Source organism: Nocardia jejuensis NBRC 103114 (assembly GCF_001613145.1).
GTDB lineage: Bacteria > Actinomycetota > Actinomycetes > Mycobacteriales > Mycobacteriaceae > Nocardia > Nocardia jejuensis.
The window spans coordinates 240539-262461 of the sequence record NZ_BDBU01000013.1; the positions used below are offsets into that span (position 1 = coordinate 240539).

The window sequence follows — 21923 nt, forward strand, 5'->3', positions numbered from 1 at the left end:
GAATTCACGCTCGCGTCGCTACCGTGACTCCGTGCGACAGATCTGGGATTCCTGGGGCGATGTGCTGGTGGCGTGGGCGATCGCGGTTCCGCTGGTCACCGGGGTGGCGAGAGCGGTGTCACGAGAGCGGATTCGGCGGGGGCGTCCCCCCGCCGAAGCCCGGCGCCGAACCTTCGCCGAAGCCGGAATCGCGCTGGGCACCCTCCCCTGGATCTGGATGATCCTCACCCCCACCGGCGGTGAACGCCACGTGATCCTGATCCCTTTTCTCGACCTCGCCGAGACCATCACCGAAGCGTCCTTCAATACCTTCGTCCAGATCTTCGCCAACGTCATCGTCTTCGTCCCCCTGGGATTCCTTCTCCCCCTGCGCTTTCCTCGCTGTGCGAACACCCTCCGCATGGCCCTGCTCGGTGCGGCGATATCCGCGACTCTCGAAGCCGCCCAGTACCTTTTCGACCTGGGCCGCTTCTCCTCCATCGACGACGTCCTCATGAACGCGACCGGCGCCGCCCTCGGCGCTTACCTCACCACCCGCCTCGTTCCGCCCCTCCCGCAGCCCGACATCCGAGACCGCGAACTCCTCACCAACGCAGAGTGATTCGGCGGCGACGACCACCCCGGCTCACCGTGAGAACCGAGCGATCCTCACGACAGCCGAGGGCGGCGATTCGGCCCGTGTGCGAATCGCGCCGGTACGCTTCGGGTAAGGGGGCTTTCAGGTGGACGTGCCGAGGAGGGGTGAGATGCCACAGATCTCGCTGTTGTCGAGAATCCGGGTGAAGAGCGGCCGGGGCGCGGAATTCATCGCGGCCTTCCGGAAGATCTTCGTCCAGGCCGAGCAGGAGCCCGGAACCCTGGTGTATCTGCTCAATCGTGCCGAGGACAATCCGGATCTGTTCTGGGTCACCGAACTCTATGCCGACGAAGCGGCTCTGAGCACGCATCGCGACGGCCCCGAGATGACCGCGGCCTCCGGTGTCTTCGCCGAATTGATCGCCGCGGCCGAGTTTCTCATCGGCGAGCCCGTCGCGATGAAGGGCGTACCGGGCTGACCCGGCCGGGTGCGCGCCGCACACCCGACCGGCATCACCAGCGCCGGGCCGGGCGACGAACGAGAGCGATTACCGGCCCCGGAGCACACCGATCGACGCACCGCGCTAGGACAGATCCAAGCCTTTGAGCGCCCCGAGCAGGAAGCTGTTGACCGCATCCGGGCGCTCGAGCTGCACCAGATGACCGGCGCCGGGGATCTCGACCACCTCGCGCAGATCCACGACATTGGCCCGCAGGGTCGCCAGCGGGTCACGACCGCTGAAACCTTCCATGTCCGGGTCGTTCTCGCCGTACAGGAAGTACGTGGGCACCGACACCTTGGCCTCGGCGTAGTCGGCGGTCAGTTCCCAGTTGCGATCCAGGTTGCGGTACCAGTTGAGCCCGCCGGTGAACCCGGTCTGCTCGAAATCCGCTGCGAGGATGTCGAATTCCTCCTGCGACAACCACGGCCACGGTAGCGCCGGAGCCTGCGGGAGCGCGTCGAGATAGCCGATGCCCGGCGGGTTCTTCCAGGTGTCGAGGTAGTGGTACTCGCCCGAGAGCGAGTAGTAGACGCGTGCGAGGAATCCGCGCGGATCCGCGGCCAGCTCCGCATCCGCGACGCCCGGCGGCTGGAAATAGGACAGGTGCAGGAAGTGGCGCTCGGCGGCCTTGGTCCAGAACGCGGACGGCGGGCGCGGGGGTCGGGGCGAGAACGGGTTGTTCAGGACCGCGACGGCCGCGACCCGCTCCGGCGCCCGCAGCGCCAGCTCCCAGACCAATTGCGCACCGAAGTCGAGCCCGACGAACACCGCCCGCTCCGCGCCGATGTCGTCCAGCAGCGCCAGCAGATCGCCGATGACGGCCTCGTTGGTGTACGACTCGACATTGTCGGGGATCTCGGTGCGACCGTAACCGCGCAGGTCGGGGGCTATTGCGCGATAGCCGGCCGCGGCGACCGCGTCCAGCTGGTGATGCCACATGAACCAGGTGTGCGGGAACCCGTGACAGAAGATCACCGGATACCCCTGCCCCTGCTCCGCGACATGCATCCGGATGTCTCCGGTATCCAGCATCCGATGCGTCAGGTCCACTACTGCCTCCAATTTCTAGAACACGTTCCTATTTCACGGTAGTGTCCAGAGGTCGTGAGCGAAATACCCAAGATTCTGGCCGGGCGAGTCGCCGTGGTGACCGGCGCCAGCCGTGGCATCGGCAAGGGCATCGCCCTGGAGCTGGGCGCGGCCGGGGCGACCGTGTACGTCACCGGCCGCACCACCACGCCCGGACGACTGCCAGGCACCGTGTCCGGCACTGCCGCCGAGATCGACGAGTTGGGCGGCAGGGGGATCGCCGTCGTGTGCGATCACCACGACGACAGCGCCGTGGAGAAACTCTTCGCACAGGTGCGCGAGGAGCAGGGCCGCCTCGACGTCCTGGTGAACAACGTCTACAACTCCCCCGCCGCCGCACGCTGGCTCGGGCGCAAGTTCTGGGACGTGCCGCCGAAGGCATGGGACGAGACGTTCGACATCGGCGTCCGATCGCACTATGTGGCAAGCGTTTTCGCCGCGCCACTGCTGATCGACTCCGGCGGCCTGATCGTGAACGTCTCCTCCCCCGGCTCGCAGCGCTACATGCACAATGCCGTCTACGGCGTCGGCAAGACCGCGCTGGACCGGCTGACCGTCGACCTGGCGCACGATCTCGCCGACACCGAGGCCACCGCCGTGTCGATCTGGCCCGGCATCGTGGATACCGAACTGCTGCAGATGGTTCCGGCCGACGAGCAGGGCCGCCGCCTGGTCACCCTGCCCGGCGAGGGCACCGTCGATCTGGCGACCGCCGAGACTCCCCGCTTCCCCGGCCGGGCCGTGGTGGCCCTGGCGGGAGACTCCCGGCGCAAGACGCGCGGCGGACAAGCCTGGAAGGTCGCCGACCTGGCCGAGCAGTACGGCTTCACCGATCTCGACGGCCGCATCCCGCGCGCCGACTGAGCGGATCCGGCCGATCACGCCGAAAGATTCGTTCCCGCACGACTTCCCGCACGACAAGGAGTACACAAGAGCATGCGACGCACTTTCATCGTGGGTGTGAACATGACGCCGTTCGTCAAGATCGGTTCCCGCGAATGGACCTACCCCGAGATGGTCGCCGAGGCGGTCGACGGGGCGCTCGGCGATGCCGGAGTGAGCTACGACCAGGTGCAGCGCGCCGCGGTCGGCTACGTGTTCCAGCCCTCGGCGGCCGGGCAGCGCGCCCTCTACGACGTCGGCCTGACGGGCATCCCGATCGTGAACGTGAACAACAACTGCGCCACCGGTTCGACCGCACTCATGTTCGCCAGCGAATGGGTCGGCAGCGGCGTGGCGGACGTGGCGCTGGCGGTCGGCTTCGAGCAGATGACCAAGGAGGCCATGGCGGGTCCGGCCACCAAGCCCAAGGTCACCACGGTGGACGCGCATCTGAAGGTCAACCGGGAGCTGTTCGAGTTCAGCGCCGCGCCGATCACCACCCAGTTCTTCGGCAATGCCGCCATCGAGCACATGAAGCGCTACGGCACCACGCCCGAGCAACTGGCCGCGGTGGCGGTGAAGAACCACCAGCACTCGACCCGCAATCCGCTCGCGCAGTTCCAGGACGCGTACACCCTCGAGCAGGTGCTCGCCGACAAGCCGGTGCACGGGCCGCTGACGCGCTCGCAGTGCTCGCCCATGTCCGACGGCGCCGCCGCGGCGGTGGTGGTCAGCGAGGACTTCGTGAAGGAGCACGGGCTCGAGGCGCAGGCCATCGAGATCGTGGCCCAGGAGCTCGCCACCGACGACGGCACCTCCTTCTCCACCGGCTCCATGATCGACGTCGTCGGCGCGCCCATGACCCGCGCCGCGGCGCGAAAGGTGTTCGCCAAGGCGGGCATCGGGGTTCAGGATGTCGATGTGATCGAGCTGCACGACTGCTTCTCCATCAACGAGCTGATCACCTACGAGGCGCTCGGCCTCTGTGGTGAGGGCGAGTCCGGCGCGCTGGCCGAGTCCGGCGCGACCACCTACGGCGGCGACTGGGTGGTGAACCCGTCCGGCGGGCTCATCTCCAAGGGACATCCGCTGGGCGCTACCGGACTGGCGCAGGCCACCGAATTGTCCTGGCAGCTGCGCGGACTCGCGGGCGAGCGGCAGGTCCAGGGCGCCCGGACGGCGCTCGCGCACAATCTGGGGCTCGGCGGCGCGGTGGCCGTCACCCTGTACCGGGCATACACCGCATGATCACCGTAACCATCGGACGGAGTTGAAACACCAATGACGACAATCGATCCCGACACTCGGCTGCGGTTGCCCGTACACAACGGCCACGCCCTCGTGGCCGGTCTGCGCCGCCATCGCAAGCGCCCGGTGCTGACCCTGGGCGACCACATCCTCACCGGCGGTGAGGTTCTCGACGCCATCAGTCGCTACATCGCGGCGTTCGCCGAGCACGGCGTGGTCGCGGGCACCCCGGTCGGCGTGCTGGCGTTGAACCGGCCCGAGGTGCTGTTCACGATCGGCGCGGGGCAGATCGCCGGGCATCGGCGCACCGCGCTGCATCCGATCGGCGGCCTGGACGATCACGCGTATGTGCTTGCCGACGCGGGCATTTCCACGCTCATCCTGGATCCGTTGCCCGCGTTCGTGCAGCGCGCCCGCGAGCTGGTGGACATGGTGCCGGGCCTGACCCGGGTGCTGGTGCTCGGGCCGGTGCCCGAGGCGCTCGCGGATGTGGGCATCGATCTGCTGGCCGCGGCGGACAAGTTCGAGCCGGGTCCGGTCGAGGCCGTCGAACTGCGGCCCGAGGACGTCATCTCGATCAGCTACACCGGCGGCACCACCGGAAAGCCCAAGGGCGTCATCGGCACCTCGCAGACCATGTCGGCGATGACGCAGATCCAGCTCTCGGAGTGGGAGTGGCCGACCCGGCCCAAATTCCTGATCTGCACGCCGCTTTCGCACGCGGGCGCGGCGTTCTTCCTGCCGGTGGTGCTGCTGGGCGGTCAGTGTGTGGTGCTGCCGCGCTTCGAGGCCGGTGAGGTGCTGCGCGCGATCGAGGAGCACAAGATCAGCGCCACCATGCTGGTGCCGTCCATGCTCTACGCGCTGCTGGATCACCCCGATTCCAAGACGCGTGATCTGTCCTCGCTCGAAACGGTCTACTACGGCGCTTCGGCGATCGATCCGAATCGGTTGCAGGAGGCCATCGATCGGTTCGGGCCGATCTTCGCGCAGTACTTCGGACAGTCCGAGGCGCCGATGGCGATCAGCTACCTCGGCAAGGAGGAGCACGACAAGGAGCGCCTGACCTCCTGCGGGCGACCCTCCACCGCGGTGCGGGTGGCGCTGTTGGACGCCGAGGACAAGGTCGTCGAGCAGGGCGAGGTCGGCGAGATCTGCGTCTCGGGAACCCTGCTCGCGGGCGGCTACCTGAACCTGCCCGAGGTCACCGCGGACACCTTCCGCGACGGCTGGCTGCGCACCGGCGATCTGGCGCGTCAGGACGAGGACGGGTTCCTGTTCATCGTCGGGCGCAGCAAGGACATGGTCGTCACCGGCGGCTTCAACGTCTTCCCCCGCGAGGTGGAGGATGTGGTGTCCGAGCATCCCAAGGTGCTGAATGTGGCCGTGGTCGGCGTGCCGGATCCGCAGTGGGGCGAGGCCGTCACCGCGGTGATCGTGCTCGAGGCCGACACCGCGGCCTCACCGGCGGCCGTCGAGGTCGTGATCGCCGAGATCCAGCAGGCGGTCAAGCAGCGCAAGGGCTCGGTACAGGTGCCCAAGCACGTGCTGATCATCGAGGAACTCCCCCTCACCGGCCTGGGCAAGCCGGACAAGAAAGCGGTCCGTGTGATCGCCAACGAGCGGCTCGGAATCGCCTGAGCGGTAATCGAAATCAAGCCCTCGGCCGGTGCGGACCCAGTTCCGCACCGGCCGAGTCGTTCGTGAACGCGGCACCACCGATCGACGCGCGAGTGCCGGGTCGAAATCCTCGTCGCGCGGAGTTGGGACCGCTATGCCTGGTCGGGCCGAGGTGTCAGCCGGAAGTGCCGGGTGACGCGCGCGCCGCGCCGCATGCTCGCGACCGTGGCCTCCACCACCGCGCGAGTCACGAAGTGCCCCAGCGCTGTTGCCACGAACATGGCTCCGATCAGGACCGGGGCCCATTCCCAGGTCAGGGCCAGGACCATCCGTTCGAAGGTGCCGCGTGGTTCGACGACCGGTTCCCAGCTGTTGAGGCGCACCCAGCGACCCAGGAAAACCCCTACGGCGCAGAGCAAATGGATCGTCAGGGTGACCGGTGCGCGCCACGCGCTCAGCTCCCGAGCCTCCAGGAAGCGGCCGATCTCGGCCAGAACCAGGTAGTAGGCGACGAACCCGGACACGATGAACGCCCCGTACACCGGTAGCACCGTGGTGACCACGGGACCGTTGCCGTTGAGTCTGATGTCGTCGCGCAGGTGCACCAGGTCGGTCACCACATAGGGCGCGTTCGGCAGAAACAGCACCAGCAGGATCACCCCGCCCCACCAGGTGGGCGAGAACGGCAGCCCGACCCCCGGCCGGCCGCTGCGGAACACCAGCAGCGCCAGAGCCACCGGTACCCACGCGAGCACAGAGTTCCACACCAGCCACACGATGTTGCGGCTCAGCACCCCCGAGAGGCTCGGCGTGACCGCGTTCACCAAGTCCATGGATCCATGATGCCCGCCCCGGCCGCTACTGACCCGCCATCGCGTTCAACTCGAGATACGAGAGGCTCGGCCGGACCGCGCCGACGGACGCCGCACGGCGTGCCCGGTTCGGCGGGCCGTTCGACGTGGCGGCGACGCAGTCGGCGTCCCACCCGTGGCGTACATGAGGTCACATACGCCCAGAACATGGCCCGGGCACCGCGTACGCGGTGCCCGGGCCAAGAAAAGTCGTTCGGTCAGGCGAACTTGATCTCGAGCCCGATTCCGAGGATCGAGATCAACCAGATCACGCCGAGGAAGATCGTGATGCGGTCGAGGTTCTTCTCGACGACCGTGGAGCCGCTCAGGCTCGATTGCACTCCGCCACCGAAAAGGCTGGACAGACCTCCGCCCTTGGCGCGGTGCAGCAACACCAAGAGCACCAGCAGCACGCTGGTGATTACCAGGAGGATATCCAGGAACATCCGCATGGCCGACAGTGTATGCGGTCGGCACGGTCGTACCGAATCAGGGCCTTTGCGACACCGGGCGCGTGTTCGCGAGAAGGATCGGACACCCCGCGCTCACTTGCCGCGCAACGCTCCCGCACGCGCACACCCTGCCCGCTGTCCTCGGGCCAGACGTACCCGCTCACCCGCCCAGCATCGCATCAACGAAACGTCTCGACCATTCGAGCTCGTCGAGGCTGCTGGTGCGTCCCTGCAAGCCGCAACCTCGAGCACACCCGAGGCGCCATCAGCTTTCCCTCAATTCCGCTGCCTTGGTGGAACTACGGTATCGAGGTCAGTTCTGACCACGTGGCTCGCACCGATCGATCGCCGAGGTGCACTGCGTCAACGACTTCCGGCGCTATTCGGTCGGCGGCGAGGCAGCACACTAGGCTGGAATTCGACTGAAAACCATAGGGGGCGTGATGATTACCGCTGTGATCGCGGCGATCGCGGGGTTGGCCGGGGTGGCGATCGGGAGGTTCTGGGATACCAGGGCCGAATCGGGGCGCTGGCGTCGGGATCAGCGGGTGCGCGGGTACGAGGATCTCGCGAAGGAGTTCTATCGGTATCGGGCGAGCATTCGCAAGTGCGAGGTGCCCGGTAGCGACAACGCCGTCCGCGATGCGGAGGTCGCCGCGTTGTACGAGCATCACGCGATCTGGAACGAACGCCTGACCTCGGTGTGGGTGCACGGGTCCGAACGGGTCGCGGCCGCCGCGTACGCGCTCGACCACGAACTGTCGGTGCTCGTGGATCTCATTCTCCAACCGACTGCCGATTCCGATCGGCCCGCACGAAGGGAAGCGGTCCACCAGCGGTTCGACGACTATGTCGACGCGGTACGCGCCGACCTTTCCCTTCCCCATCTGCTGGTGTTGAGGACGAACTCGACCGATCGTACGGTCCCTGCGGCAGGCCGAGGCTGAGTCCCGGTGTCGCCCGGACATCCGAGCGTGTGGCGCAACAGGTTTGGGTGCGGCGGTGGATTTCCGTCGGACATCGTCCTCGTTGCCGACCGAATTGTGCGTCGATGGATAACCGGTGACCGATCTCGACTTTAGATGAATCGAGTAGTCGATAATAGTTCCGAACGGCTGTGGCATTGCAGCTATAGCATTGCAATCGAAAGACCTTCCGGACTTCGGCATCGTGAAAGTAACAACGGGGATTCGGGGGCGATGTTCAATCAAACAACATTCGAACCCCGGAGGTCGAAATGCTATCTGCGAAGCGGTTTGCTGCCAGCGCCGTTGTTGCTACCGCAGCTGTGGGCACTGTGCTCGCCGGTAGTGGCGCCGCCCAGGCTGACGTGCCGGTATGGCAGGCCAACTGCCATGTGTACAACATCTTCAATACCGGTGGAATGGCCAATTGCGAGTTGCCGACCTGGCATCAGGTCAAGCTCACATGTGTGGCGTGGCCGGTGCCTTTCACCTACTGGAAGTACGGTCCCGTGCAATACGGGCAGAATCAGTCGTGGGCCAGTTGCGATTCGCTCAACGCATTGGTCGGAATCGAAGTGATTCAAGCGTAGGCGGCGCATGTCGGCCCGGGACCCCGAGAAACGCATCAAGCACTCTCGGGGTTCTTCTTCGTCCAGTTCGAGACCACGCGGGTCCATTGGGAGCCCGAGGTGGACGCTCGCCGGTGAGCCCTGTGCGGCGGCCGAGTGAGGAAGCTGGAATGCTGGGTAGCGCCCGGCGAGGAGCTGCGCCCGGGAATCGACGGCATCGGTGTCATCGAGCACCGTTTCGAGAAGTAGGCATGGCACTGTGAAGATCGATCAGATTTCCGACTCCGTCTACGTCGTGGCCGGAACGAATGTCAACTGGGCGCTGGTCAGCGACGGTTCCGGAGTGACCGTCATCGATGCCGGTTACCCCGCCGACAGCGCAGATGTGCTCCGCTCGGTCACCGAGGTCGGACATCAGCTCACCGATGTCGCGGCCGTTCTGATCACACATGCGCACCTCGATCACATCGGCGCGATTCCCGCACTCGTCGAGCAGGTGGGCATGCCGGTCTACACCGGAGCCGAAGAGGTCCGGCACGCCAAACGCGAATACCTGCAACAGATCTCACCCGCCGGGATGATCAAGCAGCTGACTCACCGCCGCGGGCGCAGCTGGGTCGCGCACACCCTGCGCGTGATCTACGGGCATATCGGCATGACGGTCCCGACCGCCACGGCCGGCGAACCCGCCACTCTCGCAGCACTTCCCGGCGGTCTGGTCGCGATCCCGACCCCCGGCCACACCACCGGGCACACCGCGTATCTCATGCCTTCCGAGGGCGTCCTGTTCTCCGGGGACGCGCTCGTCACGGGTCACCCGCTCGTCGAGCCCACCGGACTTCAGTTGCTGCCCAGCGTGTTCAATCACGACGAGGCTCTGACCCACGCCACAGCGGTGGAGCTGGGAACGCAACCGATACGCACCCTCGTTCCGGGCCACGGTCTGCCCACGACCATCGAAGACGGCCAGATCGCGCGCGCTCTGGGCCCGCAACCCCGGTGAGCTGATCTCGACGGCGGTGCGCGCGGACGACCGAGCGCGCACCGCGCTCGCCATTGTTCGCCGACCGGACGGTGTCCGCGATACCGCGGAGAGAACCTGCGGACGTTCCGATCGACACTCGGATACCCTGCCCGCCGAGCTACGAATAACAGGGTGATCGACGGGGCTCGAACCCGCTTCCTCCGGGATCACAACCCGGTGCCTCGTCCACTTCGGCCTCGACCACCGTGCCTTCGGGAAGAATCGAACTTCCGACTTCCGACGTATCAGGTCGGCGCTCTCACCACTGAGCTACGAAGGCTTACCCGCCGATCCGGCAGGAATCGAACCTGCGACCTCCTGGGTTTCGACCAGGCGCTCTCACCAACTGAGCTACGGACCGTTGACCCGCCCCCGACCGGGAGCACGCCGAACAATCGAAGCGGTGGTCGGATTCGAACCGACGGCCTATGGGTTATGAGCCCACCGCGCTTCCGGACTGCGCCACACCGCTGTAACAGGCGGGAGGACTCGAACCTCCGGCGCGCGGTTGTGGAAACCGCCGCTCTACCACTGACACCCATTTGTTTCCGCGTGATGCGGAATTGCATTCGCACGAGGAACAATTCGATTACTCGAGCCACCCGGCGCGCCTCGAGCAATCGTCGTACGACGCGGAAGGTCGAGGAGTCGAACCCCGACGCGTACACGTCCCCCCGGTTTTCAAGACCGGTTGGCCTCCACAGACCGGAACCTTCCGTTGCCGCCGACTCGAATCATCCGCGGTACGACTACATTCGCAGGGTTCCCCGGTGACGCGCAACCGAATTACTCCGAACCCATTCAGCCGCTTTTATCGGCGTGCAGTTCATTTCGTCTCGGGGTATTGGGAGCTCGTCCCGCGGCAGAGGCGAAATGTGCGTGGAGGCGGGGCACGCGGCGCAGGATCAGAGCGGTTCGGCGACGGCGACCAGGTGGGTGCTGCGTTCCTCGCCGATGGTGTAGCGCGCCACTTCTTGTTCGGCGCGCTGGTCCTGAGTGGTGAGCCGGAGTTGGTGCTGGCGCATGTGTTCGGCCCAGGAGCGCACGACGAACGCTTCGACGTAGCGGTCGGCTTCGCCCACATCGCGATACAGACGCCACTCCATGGCGCCGGTGCGCTGACGGGAGCGGCCCACGCGGGACATGGCGGACAGGAAGTTCTCCACCACTTCCTCCGGGACCGTGTAGTTGCGCAGGACCAGGACCGGGCCGTCGGTGGGATCGGGTTCCGCGACGAGGTAGGGCTCGGGCCAGTAGGCGACGGGCGTGAGGTCGAAGCCGGTGGCATCCTGGCGAATCGGCCACCACAGCACGCTCAGCGCGCAGAAGCCCAGCAGGGCGGCGGAGATCAGCAGGGCGTCGACCACGCCCAGGGAGTTGGCGATCGCGCCCCACAGCAGCGAGCCGATGGCCTGGCCGCCCATGAAAACGAGCGTGTAGACGGACATGCCGCGCGCTCGGACCAAGGCGGGGAGCATGAGCAGCATCGTCGAATTCAGGGTGGACATGGCCAGCGGCCAGCCGATGCCGGCGACCACGAGCGCCACCAGCACCAGCGGAACCTGATCGACCGAGGTCGAGACGAACGTCGCCACACCGAACAGGACGGCCGACACGGTGACCATGCGCGTGGCGGTCAGCCTGCGCCGCAAGGTGGCGAAACCCAGCCCGCCGAGCACCGCGCCGACCCCGAGTGCGCCGAGCATCAGGCCGTACCCCGAGGAGGACAGGCCGAGGCGATCCCGCGCGACGACCGGCAGCAATGCCCACAGGGCACTGGCGGGAATGATGAACAGGATCGCGCGCAGCAGGACTCGGCGGATGGCCGGTCCCGAGCGAACGAATCGCATACCGGCCTGCAGCGCGGCGAACGGTCGCTCCAGCGGCAGCGTCTCCACGTGAACAGGTCGCCGCCACCAGATCAGCACGACCACGATGCCGACGAACGACACGGCGTTGAACGCGAACACGAACGTCGGACCCGCCAAAGTCACCAGCACACCGGCGATCGCGGGCCCCACCGCGCGAGCGCTGTTGACACTCAAGCCGTTCAGCGCGGAGGCGGCCGGGATCTGTTCCCGGGAAACCAGTTCCGGTTGGATCGACTGCCAGGCGGGCATGGTCAGGGCCGAGCCGCAGCCGAGCACGAACAGGAGTATCAGCAGCACCGGCGCGGAGGTGTGACCCGTGGCGGTGGAGAGCGCGAGTACGGCCGCCGTGATCGCCATCGCCGACTGCGCGCCGATCAGCAGTCGGCGGCGGTCGAGCAGATCGGCCAGCACGCCGGCGGGGATGACCAGCAGCATGACCGGCAACGTGGTCGCAGTCTGCACCAGCGACACCAGGATCGCGGCGTTCGGCTCATCGACCAGCAGCCACTGCGCGCCGACCGTCTGCATCCAGGTGCCGAGGTTGGAGACCAGTTGCGCGACCCACAGCGCCCGGTACACCTTCGACGCGAATGGCGCCCAGGTCGAGACGGTAGCGGTTTCCGGTCGTAGCGCTGTCACCACGCGAAGCATATGCCCCGCAGGACCCGTACCGGACATTAAAACCAAGCGGTCGCATAACCGACCTGCGCCGGACCGCAGTCCCGGCCGCGGCGACATGTCGTCATCGACCGCCGGGACCAGGGCAAGCGCGCCGCGGCCGTCGCGACAGCGCATAGCCGCCGAGGCCGCCACGGCCCCGCCTGCGTCGGCAATGGTTCAGGCCGTGGACTATGCCGAGGCAAAGGACAGCGAGGCACCGACAGCGAGGCAACCGAACCGCACGCACCCCAGGGGAACCCCGCGACTACCGCGTCGAGGTCTCCGTACGCGCCGCGTACACGGCGAGCATGTCCTCGATCAAGGCCAGCACCGACACATCCAGGTCCGGCCGCGGGTACACCCCGCGCACGACCGCCTCACCGGAGAACAGGTGCAGCAGCAGGAAGAACAGCGGCTCACGCACCTCGCTCGGATAGGCGTTCAGCAGTTCGGTGCGCTCCAGGGTCGCGATGATCTCGCGGTAGTAGGCATCGGCGATCGGCGCGATGCGTTCGCGCAGTTCGACATCCGAGCGAGCGGCCAGGTAGATCTCGCGCAGCGCGTGAGTCAGGTTGGACTGCTGCGCCATTCGCAGGAAGCGCAGCGCGGTGTCCAGCGCGTCCTCTTGTGCGCCAAGGTGTTCCATGGTCGATCGGTACGCGTCGAGTTGGCGGTTCAGGGCTTCCTCGGCGGTGCGCACGATCAGGTCGAGACGGGTGTCGAACTGCCGGAACATGGCCCCTGCCGAGAGTTCGGCGCGGCCGCAGATCTCCTGCACGGTGGTGCGTTGATAGCCGACCTCACCGATCGAGGCGATCGTCGCATCGATCAACTTGGTCACCGTGGCCGTCCGACGCTCCTGCTGAGTGCGGCGCGGACGCGAAACTTCGCTCACGGCAGACCATCCTGCCGTGTGGACCGCACGGCGCGCACACGCGCCCCCAAGTGACCGTTGACACACCACGCGATCGGCCTCTATCGTCAGCGTCGAGAGTTAGAAACCGAACACTCTCTATCTTTTAGACCACGTGCGGCCGCCGCAGCGGCCCGGAGGAGTTGGATATGACAGCGGGGACCCGGATCGCAGTCGCGCAGGCCTGCCTGGCCGTGGCGGCTGGCCTCACACTGGCCGTATGCCCGGTGGTGACCGATACGGCTGCGGCACAGGAGGTTCCGGTGACTCCGGCGCTGCCGTTCCCCGTTCCGCCCGCTCCCCCGTATCTGGATCCCGGTTTCTACCAACCGGATGCGGCGCGGGTGGCGGCGGCGCAGCCCGGTGAGATCCTGTCCGCGCGGCAGGTCAATCTCGCCAACGTCTGGCTGATCCCCTTGAACGTCAGCGCCTGGCAGCTCTCCTACCGCAGCACGAATACCCGCGGTGAGGCCATCGCCTCGGTGGCGACCGTGATCGTGCCGCACCGGCCCGCACCGACCGGGCAGCGCTCGCTGCTGTCGTTCCAGTTCGCCGAGGACTCGCTCTCGGTCAACTGCGCGCCCTCCTACACGCTGCAGATGGGCTCGCTGCCCAATCCGCTGAACCCCGTCATCTCGATGGAGTTCGTGGAGGTGCAGGCCATGCTGCAACTGGGCCACGCGGTGGTGATCCCGGACCATCAGGGCCCGGACGCGGCGTATGCGGTGGGTCCGCTGGGCGGGCGCATCACCCTGGACGGCATTCGCGCCGCGGAGAACTTCGAACCCGCCGGGCTGTCGGGCACTGACACCAGGGTCGGTCTCTGGGGGTACTCCGGAGGCGCGATTCCGACCTCGCATGCCGCGGAGCTGCAGCCGCAGTACGCGCCGGAACTGAATCTGGTCGGCGCGGCCTCGGGCGGCCTGATGGCCGATATCCGGGCGGCGATCGACTACAACAACGGCACCTCCACTTTCGGCGGCGCGGTGCTGGGCGGACTGTTCGGCGTGGCCCGGGAGTACCCGCAGGTGAATCAGTTCATCGACCGGTACATGAATCCGCTGGGCAAGGGACTCCGGACTGTTCACGAGAATCAGTGTGTGGCACTGCAATTCGCGGGATTCCCGTTCGTGAACATCAAGGGCCTTTTCGACTATCCGGGTGATCCCATGCGGTCGCCGGAGATGCAGCCGGTGCTGGACGAGCTGAGCCTCGGGCATCGCGGTACACCGACCGCGCCGTTGTTCATCTACGAGGCGCCGCTGGACGAGGTGATGCCGATCAACGCGGTGAACAACCTCTACGACACCTACTGCACCGATCCGAACGCCCGCGTCGCCTACACCCGGGACCTGTTCAGCGAGCACGGCGTCGCGGCGGTCTCGGGCACGGCGAGTGCGGCGATGTGGTTGAACGACCGCCTCACCGGCGTGCCCGCGCCGCAGGGCTGCCACAACCGCGACGTGTACAGCCAGATCCTGGATCCGGGTGCGATCGGGTTCTTCGCCAACGCGGTCGGCCAGACACTCGCCTCGGCACTGGGCATGCCCGTCTGACCTTCCGTACGATCGGCAACATGTCAGCTACTCGCATGTGGTGTGGTGTGCTGCTCGCGGTCACCGTGAGCGCCGTGGCCGGATGTTCGTCCTCGTCGAACGACGACGACACGACGGACTCCGGCCCGACGCCGATGGGCAAGGCGTACGTCTCCACGAAGGTCGACGGCATCGAGATTCCCGGCGGCGGCCCGCTCACCCTCGAATTCCGGGACGACCGGATCATCGCGAACGCCGGCTGTAATACCGCCAGCGGTCCGGTCTCGCTGGCCGGGGGTGTCGTCACGACCGACAAGCTCGCCGCGACCCTGATGGGCTGTCCGGGCGACCGCGCCGAGGCCGACGCCTGGATCACCGGACTGCTGAGCTCCTCCCCCGGCTGGACACTCGACGGCGCCGATCTCACGCTGCGGGGCAACGGCAGCACCGTCACCCTGCAGGACCGCAAGGTCGCCCAGCCCGACAAGCCGCTCACCGGCACCAACTGGGTCGTGACCTCGCTGCTGCGCCCCGAGGCCGAGGTGCGCTCGCGGACTCTCGACGAGGTGCGCCCCACCCTCACCATCGGCGCGGACGGCGCGGTGTCGGGCAGCGCGGGCTGCAACCGGATGACCGGCTCCGCGCAGGTCGCGGGGTCCGAGGTCACCTTCGCGATCGGCACCACCCGGATGATGTGCGACGAGCAGGTGATGGAGGTCGAGCGCGACGTCGTGCAGGCCCTCGACGGAAAGACCACGGCCACCATCGATTCCGACACGCTCACCCTGCGCAACGCCGCCAACGGCACCGGTCTGACGCTGCACGCACAATAGCGCCGGAAATTCGTTGTCGCCGAACGGAGTCGACCCGGTACCGTCCGGCGGCATGAGTGAGCGCTATCTGAACGTGGTGGATGTGGAGGCCACCTGCTGGGATCATCCGAATCCGCCAGGTCAGCCGAACGAGATCATCGAGATCGGCGTGTGCGTCCTGGATATCGACACCCGGCAACGAGTGGCCAAGCGCAGCATCCTGGTTCGCCCCGCTCGTTCTCAGGTCAGCGAGTTCTGCACCCGCCTGACCACACTGACCGCCGAGCAGGTCGCGGGCGGACTGTCCTTCGCGCAGGCGTGCGAGGTGCTGCGCACCGAATTCCATTCCGATTCGCGCCCGTGGGCGAGCTGGGGCGCGTACGACCGTAAGCAGTTCGAGACACAGTGCGCCGCAACGGGTGTGCGGTATCCGTTCGGCAGCCGGCACACCAATGCGAAGCTGGCCTTCTCCGCAGCGCGCGATACCCGCAAACGGTTCGGCATGGCCGGGGCGCTGTACATCTCGAACATTCCGCTCGAGGGCACTCATCATCGTGGTGACGACGATGCCTGGAACATCGCCGCCCTGATCATCGAGATGATGGCCCAGGACCACTGGCCCGGATGAGCGCCGGGCGCGAGAGCGCGACGCCGGGTTCACCACAGTTCCGCACCGCGCGAACCCGTTCGGGTCGTGGGGCCGATCAGTACGGGTTGGCCCGGCTCGCCCAGCGCGGGTCCGGATCCGCGCCGCCCGCCCTCGGGTACGAGATGCGGGCCGGGTCGCCGTCGGCGGTATAGCGCTGGGCCGGATCGGCGGCGAGCCTGTCGAGCCAGTAGGCCGAGTCGAAGGGGACCTCGCCGCGGCCGGAGCGGATTCGGGGCACCGCACCGTGATCGACGGGTCCGTAGGGGCTCGGAGCGGGATTGGCACCGACCAGCAGCACGGTGTCGAAGCGGTACGCGGTGCCCTCCCAGGTTCCCGCGGCGGCCAGCGCGTGGTCGGAGGGGAACACTCCCAGGGGCAGAGCCATGGTCCGCACGTCGATTCCGGGCACCGCGGCGGTGATGGCCCGCACGTTCTGCACCAGTTCGCGTTGCACGCCGTCGGCGTTCAGTTGTCCCAGATTGCTGTGATCGGCTGTGTGCGCGCCGATTTCGTAGCCGTGCGCGGCCAGCCACGGCAAGGCTCGCCCGTCACCGGCGAAGGGATCGTTGTTCACGTAGAAGGTGGCCCGGGGCGCGACGGCGGGGGTCTGGGCCGCGGCGACGTCCTGCAGGATGGCGACCGCACAGTCCGGGGCCAGGATCCCGTCGTCCCCGAAGCGCACCTGGCTACCGGTGGAGTCGTCGAAGGTGAGCACCACCGGATGCGTGCCCGCGGGCAGGTCGATCTCGCCGGAGCCGTACTGCGCCATGGTGATCGGGCGGTAGCCCTCGCGGAAGAGCCGTTCCAGTTCGGCGCGGAACTCCTCGGGTGTCTGGTCGTAGTCACCGGCGGGATGCGGCGAGAGCTGGTGGTACATGAGCACCGGCACCACCCCGAGCTCGTTGGCCGCGACCGCCGCCGGATCCGGCGGCGCGGGCGTGGACGGCGCGGCCGCAACGGATTCCACCACCGCGGTCGTCGTGTTCGCCGAGTCCCCGCACGCCGCGACTCCCGCGCACACCAGCCCCGTCACGACGACCCTCGCAAGAACGGCCCGGCCCCGCACCATGGGCCGAACATTACGCGGCGACAACGGTTTACGGATGATCTTCACAAAAGCGGACGACGGCGCCCCCGGACCGTCGATAGTGTGCGTAAAGGGTGGTGTCGTCGGAAGTTGGTGTGTGGTGCTCATGCGGGTCAGGTCCGATCGGAAGCGGTTGGCGGTCATAGCGTTCGGCGCGATCCTGGCGATCGTCCTCACCACGCTGATGGTCAGCGCCGGGCGTGCGGAACCGTCGGGGCTGCCGCTCGAGGGCCTGCCGCAGGGCACCGTGGGGGCGGACGCGCTCGCCGGGCTGGACCTGCGGGTCCGGACCGAGGGGCACGACCCCGAGGATGTCCGTCTGACGCTGGACGGATCCGAGGTGTCCGGCCGGGTCGACGGTGATGCGGTGGTGTTCCATCCCGAGGGCCTCTCCGACGGCCCGCACACCTTCGCCGCGGAGATCCCGGCCGGCGGGCCGTTCGGATTCCTGCGGACCGGTCCCGGCGCCTCCGCGACGTTCACCGTGGACACCCAGGCCCCGGCCCTCGAGGTCGCCCGGCCCGATACCGTTGCCTCCTACCGTGATCCGGTCACCGTGCGCGGGACCGCGAGCGGCGCGGAGCGCGTGTCCATCGGCGAGACCTCGGTGACGCCCGGAGCGGACGGCAGGTTCGAGATCACCCTGCCGCACGCTCCCGTCGGCGGCGAGGTGGTGGCCCTCGACGCGGCGGGCAACCGGACCTCGGCCCCGATCGGCGCCGAGATGGACCTGACCCGCATGCGCGCGGTCCACCTCACCGCCTACGGCTGGGCCGACGACGGCCTGCGCGAGGCCGTGCTGGCATTGGCGCGCGAGGGCCGCATCGACACCATCCAGCTCGACATCAAGGACGAGGACGGCCGGATCGGCTACGACTCGCAGGTGCCGCTGGCACGCGAATCCGGCGCGGTCGCCTCGATCTACGACGCGCCCGCCGCCCTGAAACAGCTGCACGATCTCCACCTGCGGGTGGTGGGCCGGATCGTCGCTTTCCGGGATCCGACCATGGCCTCGTGGGCGTGGCATTCGGGTCGCACGGACTGGGTGATCCAGACACCTTCCGGCCAGCCCTATTCCAGTCACTACGGTCCGATCGCCTTCACCAACTTCGCGAGCGCGGACATTCGCGGCTACAACATCGCGCTGGCCACCGAGGCGGCACGGCTGGGCTTCGACGGCATCATGTACGACTACGTGCGCCGCCCGGACGGCAGTCTGTCCAGCATGAATTTCCCGGGCATCAGCGATACGCCCGCCGCCACGATCGGGCAGTTCCTGCACGAGAGCCGCGATCCGGTGCACGCGGCGGGCGCGCACCTGGCCGCGGCGGTGTACGGCATCGCCGCGACCCGGCCCGACGAGATCGCGCAGGACATTCCGCTCATCGCCCGCAATGTCGACGTGGTGGCACCGATGCTCTATCCGTCGCACTGGAACGCGGGCGAGTACGGCGTGTCGAGCCCCAATTCCGAACCGTACGACATCATCTTCCGGTCGCTGCAGGACTTCCGGGCGCGCACCGAAGGCACCGGCGCGCAGATCTTCCCGTGGCTACAGGACTTCAGCCTGGGTGTCTCCTATGGCGATGCCCAGGTCAAGGCGCAGATCGATGCCACCTACGCGGCCGGGATGAACGGGTACTTCCTGTGGAACGCCGCGTCGGTGTATCACGGTGGGGCGATGCTCCCGGACTGAGCGCAGACCCGCTCGTGCGGTGTTCAGGCCCGCCGGGCGGCGTGCACGACGTGCGGCGGGGTGTTCGGGGCCGGCGAATCCGACAGTGCCGCACCGATGTAGCGCGCGATCAGGCTCGGTGCGGAATTGTCCCGGATCTCCGGCAGGCCGAGCGATCGCAGGATCTCGCCGATCTCGGCCGGGGTGAAGAAGCTCAGGAACGGTTCACCCACCGCCGCGACCCGGTTCGAGCGGTAGCGCAGTCGTTCGCGATCCGCGGCGTTCACCGGCGGGCGCAGGTAGTCGAACACCACCTGCGAGGGGCGACCCTGTCCGGCGATGTAGCGCAGGGTCTCCACGATCGTGTCCCGGGTCAGATACATCACCACCCCGAGCCACACGAAAACCGCCGGCTCCTCCCGATCGAAATTCGTCTCGGCCAAACCCTGTGCGAGAGTGTGCGTTTCGAAGTCGATCGGCGCGAAGGACAGTGTTCCGGGAATCGGGATGTCGGCCTCGCTCAGGAGTCGCCGCTTCCAGGCCTGGGTGTCGGGGTGGTCCACCTCGAACACCCGCAGCGCGGGATGCGGGCTGCGGTAGGCGAAGGTGTCCAGGCCGGCGCCGAGGATCACCACCTGCCGGGTGCCGCGGGCGACCGCGTCGGCCACCACCTCCTCGGCGTAGCGAGCGCGCGCGGCCAGGAACATGCGGCGGTTGCGGTGCCCGGAGCGATCACGCCCCGGGGATCCGAGGGTCGCGGTGTCCCGGTCGCTGAGTTCCCCCGGCTGCACCCCGAGGATGCGCAGGGCGAGCGGGTCGGCGAAGATCTGCGGCTCGATGGCGACCTGATGGTAAGCCCGGGCGTGTGCGGTGGCCAGCGCGGTACGGCTGGGTCGACCGAATTCCATCCTGCCAAAATACCAAGAAGCCTCAGCTCCGGTGCGCCGCGATCAGGGCAACGGCCATCTTCCTGGCCCGGTGGGCGGCGTGACGGTCGCCCTCGGCCGCGGCGATGACCGATCCCTTCATCAGGATGTGCCACGATCGCGAGAAATCATCGACATCGGCGAAACCCGCGCGGTGAGCGCGGGCGCGCACGATATCGCGCATGTCGCGAAGATGGTCGACACCGGAGCCGCCGAGCGGATGGTCCGCGCTCATCTCCATCAGCACATCGATGAATATGCACGCATCGAAATCCGACGACGCGAACCATTCGTCGAGGACGTCGAACAGCGCGAGCAACTGTTCCTCCGCGCTGCTGCCTCGACATCGCGACTGCTCCTCGAGCAGACCGAAGGTCCACAACCGTTCGCGGCGTTCGTATACCGCGGAAATGAGCTCCTCGATGGAGTCGAAGTGCTGGTAGATAACCTCTTCGGCGACACCGGAACGAGCGGCGACCGCTTGCGGGCTCGCCGCTCTCACACCTTGGCAAGTGCACAACTCGTAGGCAGCCTGCAGAATTCGCTCGCGCACACCGACAACCGAGTTGCTGACGATTGTCACTCCTGCATCTTATCGTCGCGCGGCGTATCGCGGGCCGAGGCAGTGCGGCTGTGCGTCGTTGGCGAATCCGGCGGTACACCCGTGGACCGTCATCGAGAGACGGATCGCGACCGACCGTCCTCGGACAAGGCGCACCACGGCATCCGAACGATTTTCCTCCGCCGACTCCGCACGCGAGGCGGCATCGAGTCGGCATGATGGCATCAGGTGTGCGGCCCGACGAGCCGACGAGCGTGGATTGCCGCTGCGGCGCGCGTTCCACCTCTACGCTGAGAGCCCGACGCGCGCGACATATGGGACATATGGGAGTGGTGGGGCGTATCAACGAGCGGGAAGCAGAACTCGATCAGTGGTTTCGAGCGGAGATCGCCGCTGCGACACCGGGACCCGCTCGCAGCCGGCAGCAACCGCTGGCCTCGGACAGTCCGCTCACCGGCGCTCGCTGCCTCGAACTCTTCGACGCGCAGGCCGCCGCGCGGCATCTGGATCTGGCCGCACGCCGGCTCACCCGCGAGGGGCACGGCTATTACAGCATCGGCTCCTCCGGCCACGAGGGCAACGCGGCGGTGGCGGCCGCACTGCGGGTCACCGATCCGGCTCTGCTGCACTATCGTTCGGCCGCGTTCTTCGTGCACCGCGCCGGACAGGTACCCGGGCTCGACCCCATCCGCGATGTCCTGCTCGGCATCGCCGCGGCGGTGTCGGATCCGATTTCCGGTGGGCGGCACAAGGTTTTCGGCAGCAGGCCCGCTCACATCATCCCGCAGACCTCCACCATCGCCTCGCACCTGCCGCGCGCGGTCGGACTGGCCTTCGCCATCGAACGCGCGGCCGGACTGGGCGTGCCGAACGACTGGCCCGCCGATGCGATGGTGGTGTGCAGTTTCGGGGACGCCTCGGCCAATCACTCCACCGCCACCGGGGCGATCAATACCGCCGTGCACACCGCGCATCAGGGCGTGCCCATGCCCATCCTGTTCGTGTGCGAGGACAACGGGATCGGCATCAGCGTGCCGACTCCGCGCACCTGGATCGAGCAGGCCTACGGAAACCGGCCCGGGCTGCGGTATTTCGAGGCCGACGGCGCGGATCTGATCGACGCGCTCGGCACCGCCACCGCGGCCGCGGAATGGGTTCGCGCCCACCGCAAACCCGCGTTCCTGCGCTTGCGCACGGTGCGCCTGCTCGGACACGCGGGCTCGGATGTGGAGGCGGCCTACCGGCGGCCCGCCGAGATCACCGCGGATCTGCGCCGCGATCCGGTCACCGGCACCGCCCGCCTACTGGTCACCTCCGGGGTGGCCACCCCCGGTGAAATGCTCAGGCGCTACTCCGATATCGGCGCCCGGGTCACCGAGACGGCCGAAAAGGTGTGGGGCGAAGCGAAATTGACCTCCGCCGCGGCCGTCATGGCGCCGCTGGCGCCGCATCGG

The 21923-nt window shown here is 67.6% G+C and carries 21 protein-coding genes and 6 tRNA genes; 13 read left to right on the forward strand and 14 right to left on the reverse strand.

Annotated features, from left to right (window positions below; all coding sequences use genetic code 11):
• Positions 1-31: 31 nt before the first annotated feature.
• Together NJ1_RS11320 and NJ1_RS11325 are read left to right on the forward strand one after the other, a co-directional pair.
• Positions 32-601: a VanZ family protein gene (locus tag NJ1_RS11320; RefSeq protein ID WP_067691523.1), complete on the forward strand. Its 570-nt coding sequence runs from the start codon at positions 32-34 to the stop codon at positions 599-601.
• 145 nt (positions 602-746) lie between these two features.
• Positions 747-1055: a putative quinol monooxygenase gene (locus NJ1_RS11325; protein ID WP_067691526.1), complete on the forward strand. Its 309-nt coding sequence runs from the start codon at positions 747-749 to the stop codon at positions 1053-1055.
• Between the two features lie 105 nt (positions 1056-1160).
• Here the strand turns inward: NJ1_RS11325 and NJ1_RS11330 are convergent, their stop codons facing one another.
• Positions 1161-2111, reverse strand: coding sequence for an alpha/beta fold hydrolase (locus tag NJ1_RS11330; protein ID WP_067691671.1), 951 nt, complete (start codon positions 2109-2111; stop codon positions 1161-1163).
• A 72-nt stretch (positions 2112-2183) separates the two neighbouring features.
• Between NJ1_RS11330 and NJ1_RS11335 the strand changes: the two genes are divergently transcribed.
• The 3 genes from NJ1_RS11335 (at position 2184) to fadD8 (ending at position 5939) form a co-directional block, all read left to right on the forward strand.
• A complete protein-coding gene (locus NJ1_RS11335; RefSeq protein ID WP_067691528.1) occupies positions 2184-3032 on the forward strand; it encodes an SDR family NAD(P)-dependent oxidoreductase in 849 nt (282 codons plus the stop codon).
• A 72-nt stretch (positions 3033-3104) separates the two neighbouring features.
• A complete protein-coding gene (locus NJ1_RS11340) occupies positions 3105-4298 on the forward strand; it encodes a thiolase C-terminal domain-containing protein (protein WP_067691530.1) in 1194 nt (397 codons plus the stop codon).
• A 33-nt stretch (positions 4299-4331) separates the two neighbouring features.
• On the forward strand, positions 4332-5939 hold the full coding sequence (gene fadD8 / locus NJ1_RS11345; RefSeq protein ID WP_067691533.1) for a fatty-acid--CoA ligase FadD8: 1608 nt from the start codon (positions 4332-4334) through the stop codon (positions 5937-5939).
• Positions 5940-6070: 131 nt separating this feature from the next.
• Here the strand turns inward: fadD8 and NJ1_RS11350 are convergent, their stop codons facing one another.
• Entirely contained in the window at positions 6071-6751 is a 681-nt protein-coding gene (locus tag NJ1_RS11350) for a DUF1361 domain-containing protein (protein ID WP_067691536.1), read from the reverse strand.
• A 236-nt stretch (positions 6752-6987) separates the two neighbouring features.
• Positions 6988-7221, reverse strand: coding sequence for a preprotein translocase subunit SecG (gene secG / locus NJ1_RS11355; RefSeq protein ID WP_067691539.1), 234 nt, complete (start codon positions 7219-7221; stop codon positions 6988-6990).
• A 440-nt stretch (positions 7222-7661) separates the two neighbouring features.
• Here secG and NJ1_RS11360 point away from each other — a divergent pair, with 440 nt between their 5' ends.
• From NJ1_RS11360 to NJ1_RS11370, 3 genes are all read left to right on the forward strand, one after another.
• The gene (locus tag NJ1_RS11360) at positions 7662-8168 is read left to right on the forward strand and encodes a hypothetical protein (protein WP_157573901.1); all 507 of its coding nucleotides are present in this window, start codon (positions 7662-7664) and stop codon (positions 8166-8168) included.
• 290 nt (positions 8169-8458) lie between these two features.
• Positions 8459-8776 (forward strand): hypothetical protein, encoded by a 318-nt coding sequence (locus NJ1_RS11365; protein WP_067691545.1) that lies wholly within the window; start codon positions 8459-8461, stop codon positions 8774-8776.
• Positions 8777-9014: 238 nt separating this feature from the next.
• The gene (locus NJ1_RS11370) at positions 9015-9758 is read left to right on the forward strand and encodes an MBL fold metallo-hydrolase (RefSeq protein ID WP_067691548.1); all 744 of its coding nucleotides are present in this window, start codon (positions 9015-9017) and stop codon (positions 9756-9758) included.
• 152 nt (positions 9759-9910) lie between these two features.
• On the opposite strand, the gene NJ1_RS11375 is transcribed toward NJ1_RS11370, so the two are convergent.
• The 8 genes from NJ1_RS11375 to NJ1_RS11405 form a co-directional block, all read right to left on the reverse strand.
• Positions 9911-9984: transfer RNA gene (locus NJ1_RS11375), tRNA-His, on the reverse strand.
• A gap of 2 nt (positions 9985-9986) precedes the next feature.
• Positions 9987-10059: transfer RNA gene (locus tag NJ1_RS11380), tRNA-Ile, on the reverse strand.
• Between the two features lie 7 nt (positions 10060-10066).
• Positions 10067-10140, reverse strand: a tRNA-Phe gene (locus tag NJ1_RS11385).
• 37 nt (positions 10141-10177) lie between these two features.
• A tRNA-Ile gene (locus NJ1_RS11390) sits at positions 10178-10251 on the reverse strand.
• Between the two features lie 2 nt (positions 10252-10253).
• Positions 10254-10321 (reverse strand) — tRNA-OTHER (locus NJ1_RS11395).
• A 91-nt stretch (positions 10322-10412) separates the two neighbouring features.
• A tRNA-Ser gene (locus tag NJ1_RS38935) sits at positions 10413-10496 on the reverse strand.
• A 188-nt stretch (positions 10497-10684) separates the two neighbouring features.
• A complete protein-coding gene (locus tag NJ1_RS11400) occupies positions 10685-12289 on the reverse strand; it encodes an MFS transporter (RefSeq protein ID WP_245717334.1) in 1605 nt (534 codons plus the stop codon).
• A gap of 286 nt (positions 12290-12575) precedes the next feature.
• Positions 12576-13205: a TetR/AcrR family transcriptional regulator gene (locus NJ1_RS11405; RefSeq protein WP_084477983.1), complete on the reverse strand. Its 630-nt coding sequence runs from the start codon at positions 13203-13205 to the stop codon at positions 12576-12578.
• A 167-nt stretch (positions 13206-13372) separates the two neighbouring features.
• Here NJ1_RS11405 and NJ1_RS11410 point away from each other — a divergent pair, with 167 nt between their 5' ends.
• The 3 genes from NJ1_RS11410 to NJ1_RS11420 are packed head-to-tail and all read left to right on the forward strand — an operon-like array spanning position 13373 to position 16198.
• On the forward strand, positions 13373-14779 hold the full coding sequence (locus NJ1_RS11410) for a lipase family protein (protein ID WP_067691556.1): 1407 nt from the start codon (positions 13373-13375) through the stop codon (positions 14777-14779).
• Positions 14780-14799: 20 nt separating this feature from the next.
• A complete protein-coding gene (locus NJ1_RS11415) occupies positions 14800-15591 on the forward strand; it encodes an META domain-containing protein (RefSeq protein WP_067691559.1) in 792 nt (263 codons plus the stop codon).
• Between the two features lie 52 nt (positions 15592-15643).
• Positions 15644-16198, forward strand: coding sequence for a 3'-5' exonuclease (locus NJ1_RS11420; RefSeq protein WP_067691562.1), 555 nt, complete (start codon positions 15644-15646; stop codon positions 16196-16198).
• Between the two features lie 76 nt (positions 16199-16274).
• Here the strand turns inward: NJ1_RS11420 and NJ1_RS11425 are convergent, their stop codons facing one another.
• Entirely contained in the window at positions 16275-17288 is a 1014-nt protein-coding gene (locus NJ1_RS11425; protein WP_067691565.1) for a polysaccharide deacetylase family protein, read from the reverse strand.
• 124 nt (positions 17289-17412) lie between these two features.
• On the opposite strand from NJ1_RS11425, the gene NJ1_RS11430 reads away from it, so the two are divergent.
• Positions 17413-19002, forward strand: coding sequence for a putative glycoside hydrolase (locus NJ1_RS11430; protein WP_067691674.1), 1590 nt, complete (start codon positions 17413-17415; stop codon positions 19000-19002).
• Positions 19003-19025: 23 nt separating this feature from the next.
• Here the strand turns inward: NJ1_RS11430 and NJ1_RS11435 are convergent, their stop codons facing one another.
• A complete protein-coding gene (locus tag NJ1_RS11435; protein ID WP_067691568.1) occupies positions 19026-19889 on the reverse strand; it encodes a class I SAM-dependent methyltransferase in 864 nt (287 codons plus the stop codon).
• Positions 19890-19911: 22 nt separating this feature from the next.
• Positions 19912-20448 carry a TetR/AcrR family transcriptional regulator gene (locus tag NJ1_RS11440; RefSeq protein WP_067691677.1) on the reverse strand — a complete coding sequence of 179 codons (537 nt, stop codon included), beginning with the start codon at positions 20446-20448 and terminating at the stop codon, positions 19912-19914.
• 353 nt (positions 20449-20801) lie between these two features.
• Here NJ1_RS11440 and NJ1_RS11445 point away from each other — a divergent pair.
• Positions 20802-21923, forward strand: a 1122-nt coding sequence (locus NJ1_RS11445; RefSeq protein ID WP_422615748.1) for a thiamine pyrophosphate-dependent enzyme, incomplete at its 3' end; no start/stop codon positions are given.

What these genes read in the sequence shown, in the direction of transcription:
- NJ1_RS11325 (WP_067691526.1), top strand. Translation starts at nt 747, where the DNA reads ATGCCACAGATCTCGCTGTTGTCGAGAATCCGGGTGAAGAGCGGCCGG.
- NJ1_RS11330 (WP_067691671.1), bottom strand. Translation starts at nt 2,111, where the DNA reads ATGCTGGATACCGGAGACATCCGGATGCATGTCGCGGAGCAGGGGCAG.
- NJ1_RS11340 (WP_067691530.1), top strand. Translation starts at nt 3,105, where the DNA reads ATGCGACGCACTTTCATCGTGGGTGTGAACATGACGCCGTTCGTCAAG.
- fadD8 (WP_067691533.1), top strand. Translation starts at nt 4,332, where the DNA reads ATGACGACAATCGATCCCGACACTCGGCTGCGGTTGCCCGTACACAAC.
- NJ1_RS11350 (WP_067691536.1), bottom strand. Translation starts at nt 6,751, where the DNA reads ATGGACTTGGTGAACGCGGTCACGCCGAGCCTCTCGGGGGTGCTGAGC.
- secG (WP_067691539.1), bottom strand. Translation starts at nt 7,221, where the DNA reads ATGCGGATGTTCCTGGATATCCTCCTGGTAATCACCAGCGTGCTGCTG.
- NJ1_RS11365 (WP_067691545.1), top strand. Translation starts at nt 8,459, where the DNA reads ATGCTATCTGCGAAGCGGTTTGCTGCCAGCGCCGTTGTTGCTACCGCA.
- NJ1_RS11410 (WP_067691556.1), top strand. Translation starts at nt 13,373, where the DNA reads ATGACAGCGGGGACCCGGATCGCAGTCGCGCAGGCCTGCCTGGCCGTG.
- NJ1_RS11415 (WP_067691559.1), top strand. Translation starts at nt 14,800, where the DNA reads ATGTCAGCTACTCGCATGTGGTGTGGTGTGCTGCTCGCGGTCACCGTG.
- NJ1_RS11420 (WP_067691562.1), top strand. Translation starts at nt 15,644, where the DNA reads ATGAGTGAGCGCTATCTGAACGTGGTGGATGTGGAGGCCACCTGCTGG.
- NJ1_RS11425 (WP_067691565.1), bottom strand. Translation starts at nt 17,288, where the DNA reads ATGGTGCGGGGCCGGGCCGTTCTTGCGAGGGTCGTCGTGACGGGGCTG.
- NJ1_RS11430 (WP_067691674.1), top strand. Translation starts at nt 17,413, where the DNA reads ATGCGGGTCAGGTCCGATCGGAAGCGGTTGGCGGTCATAGCGTTCGGC.
- NJ1_RS11435 (WP_067691568.1), bottom strand. Translation starts at nt 19,889, where the DNA reads ATGGAATTCGGTCGACCCAGCCGTACCGCGCTGGCCACCGCACACGCC.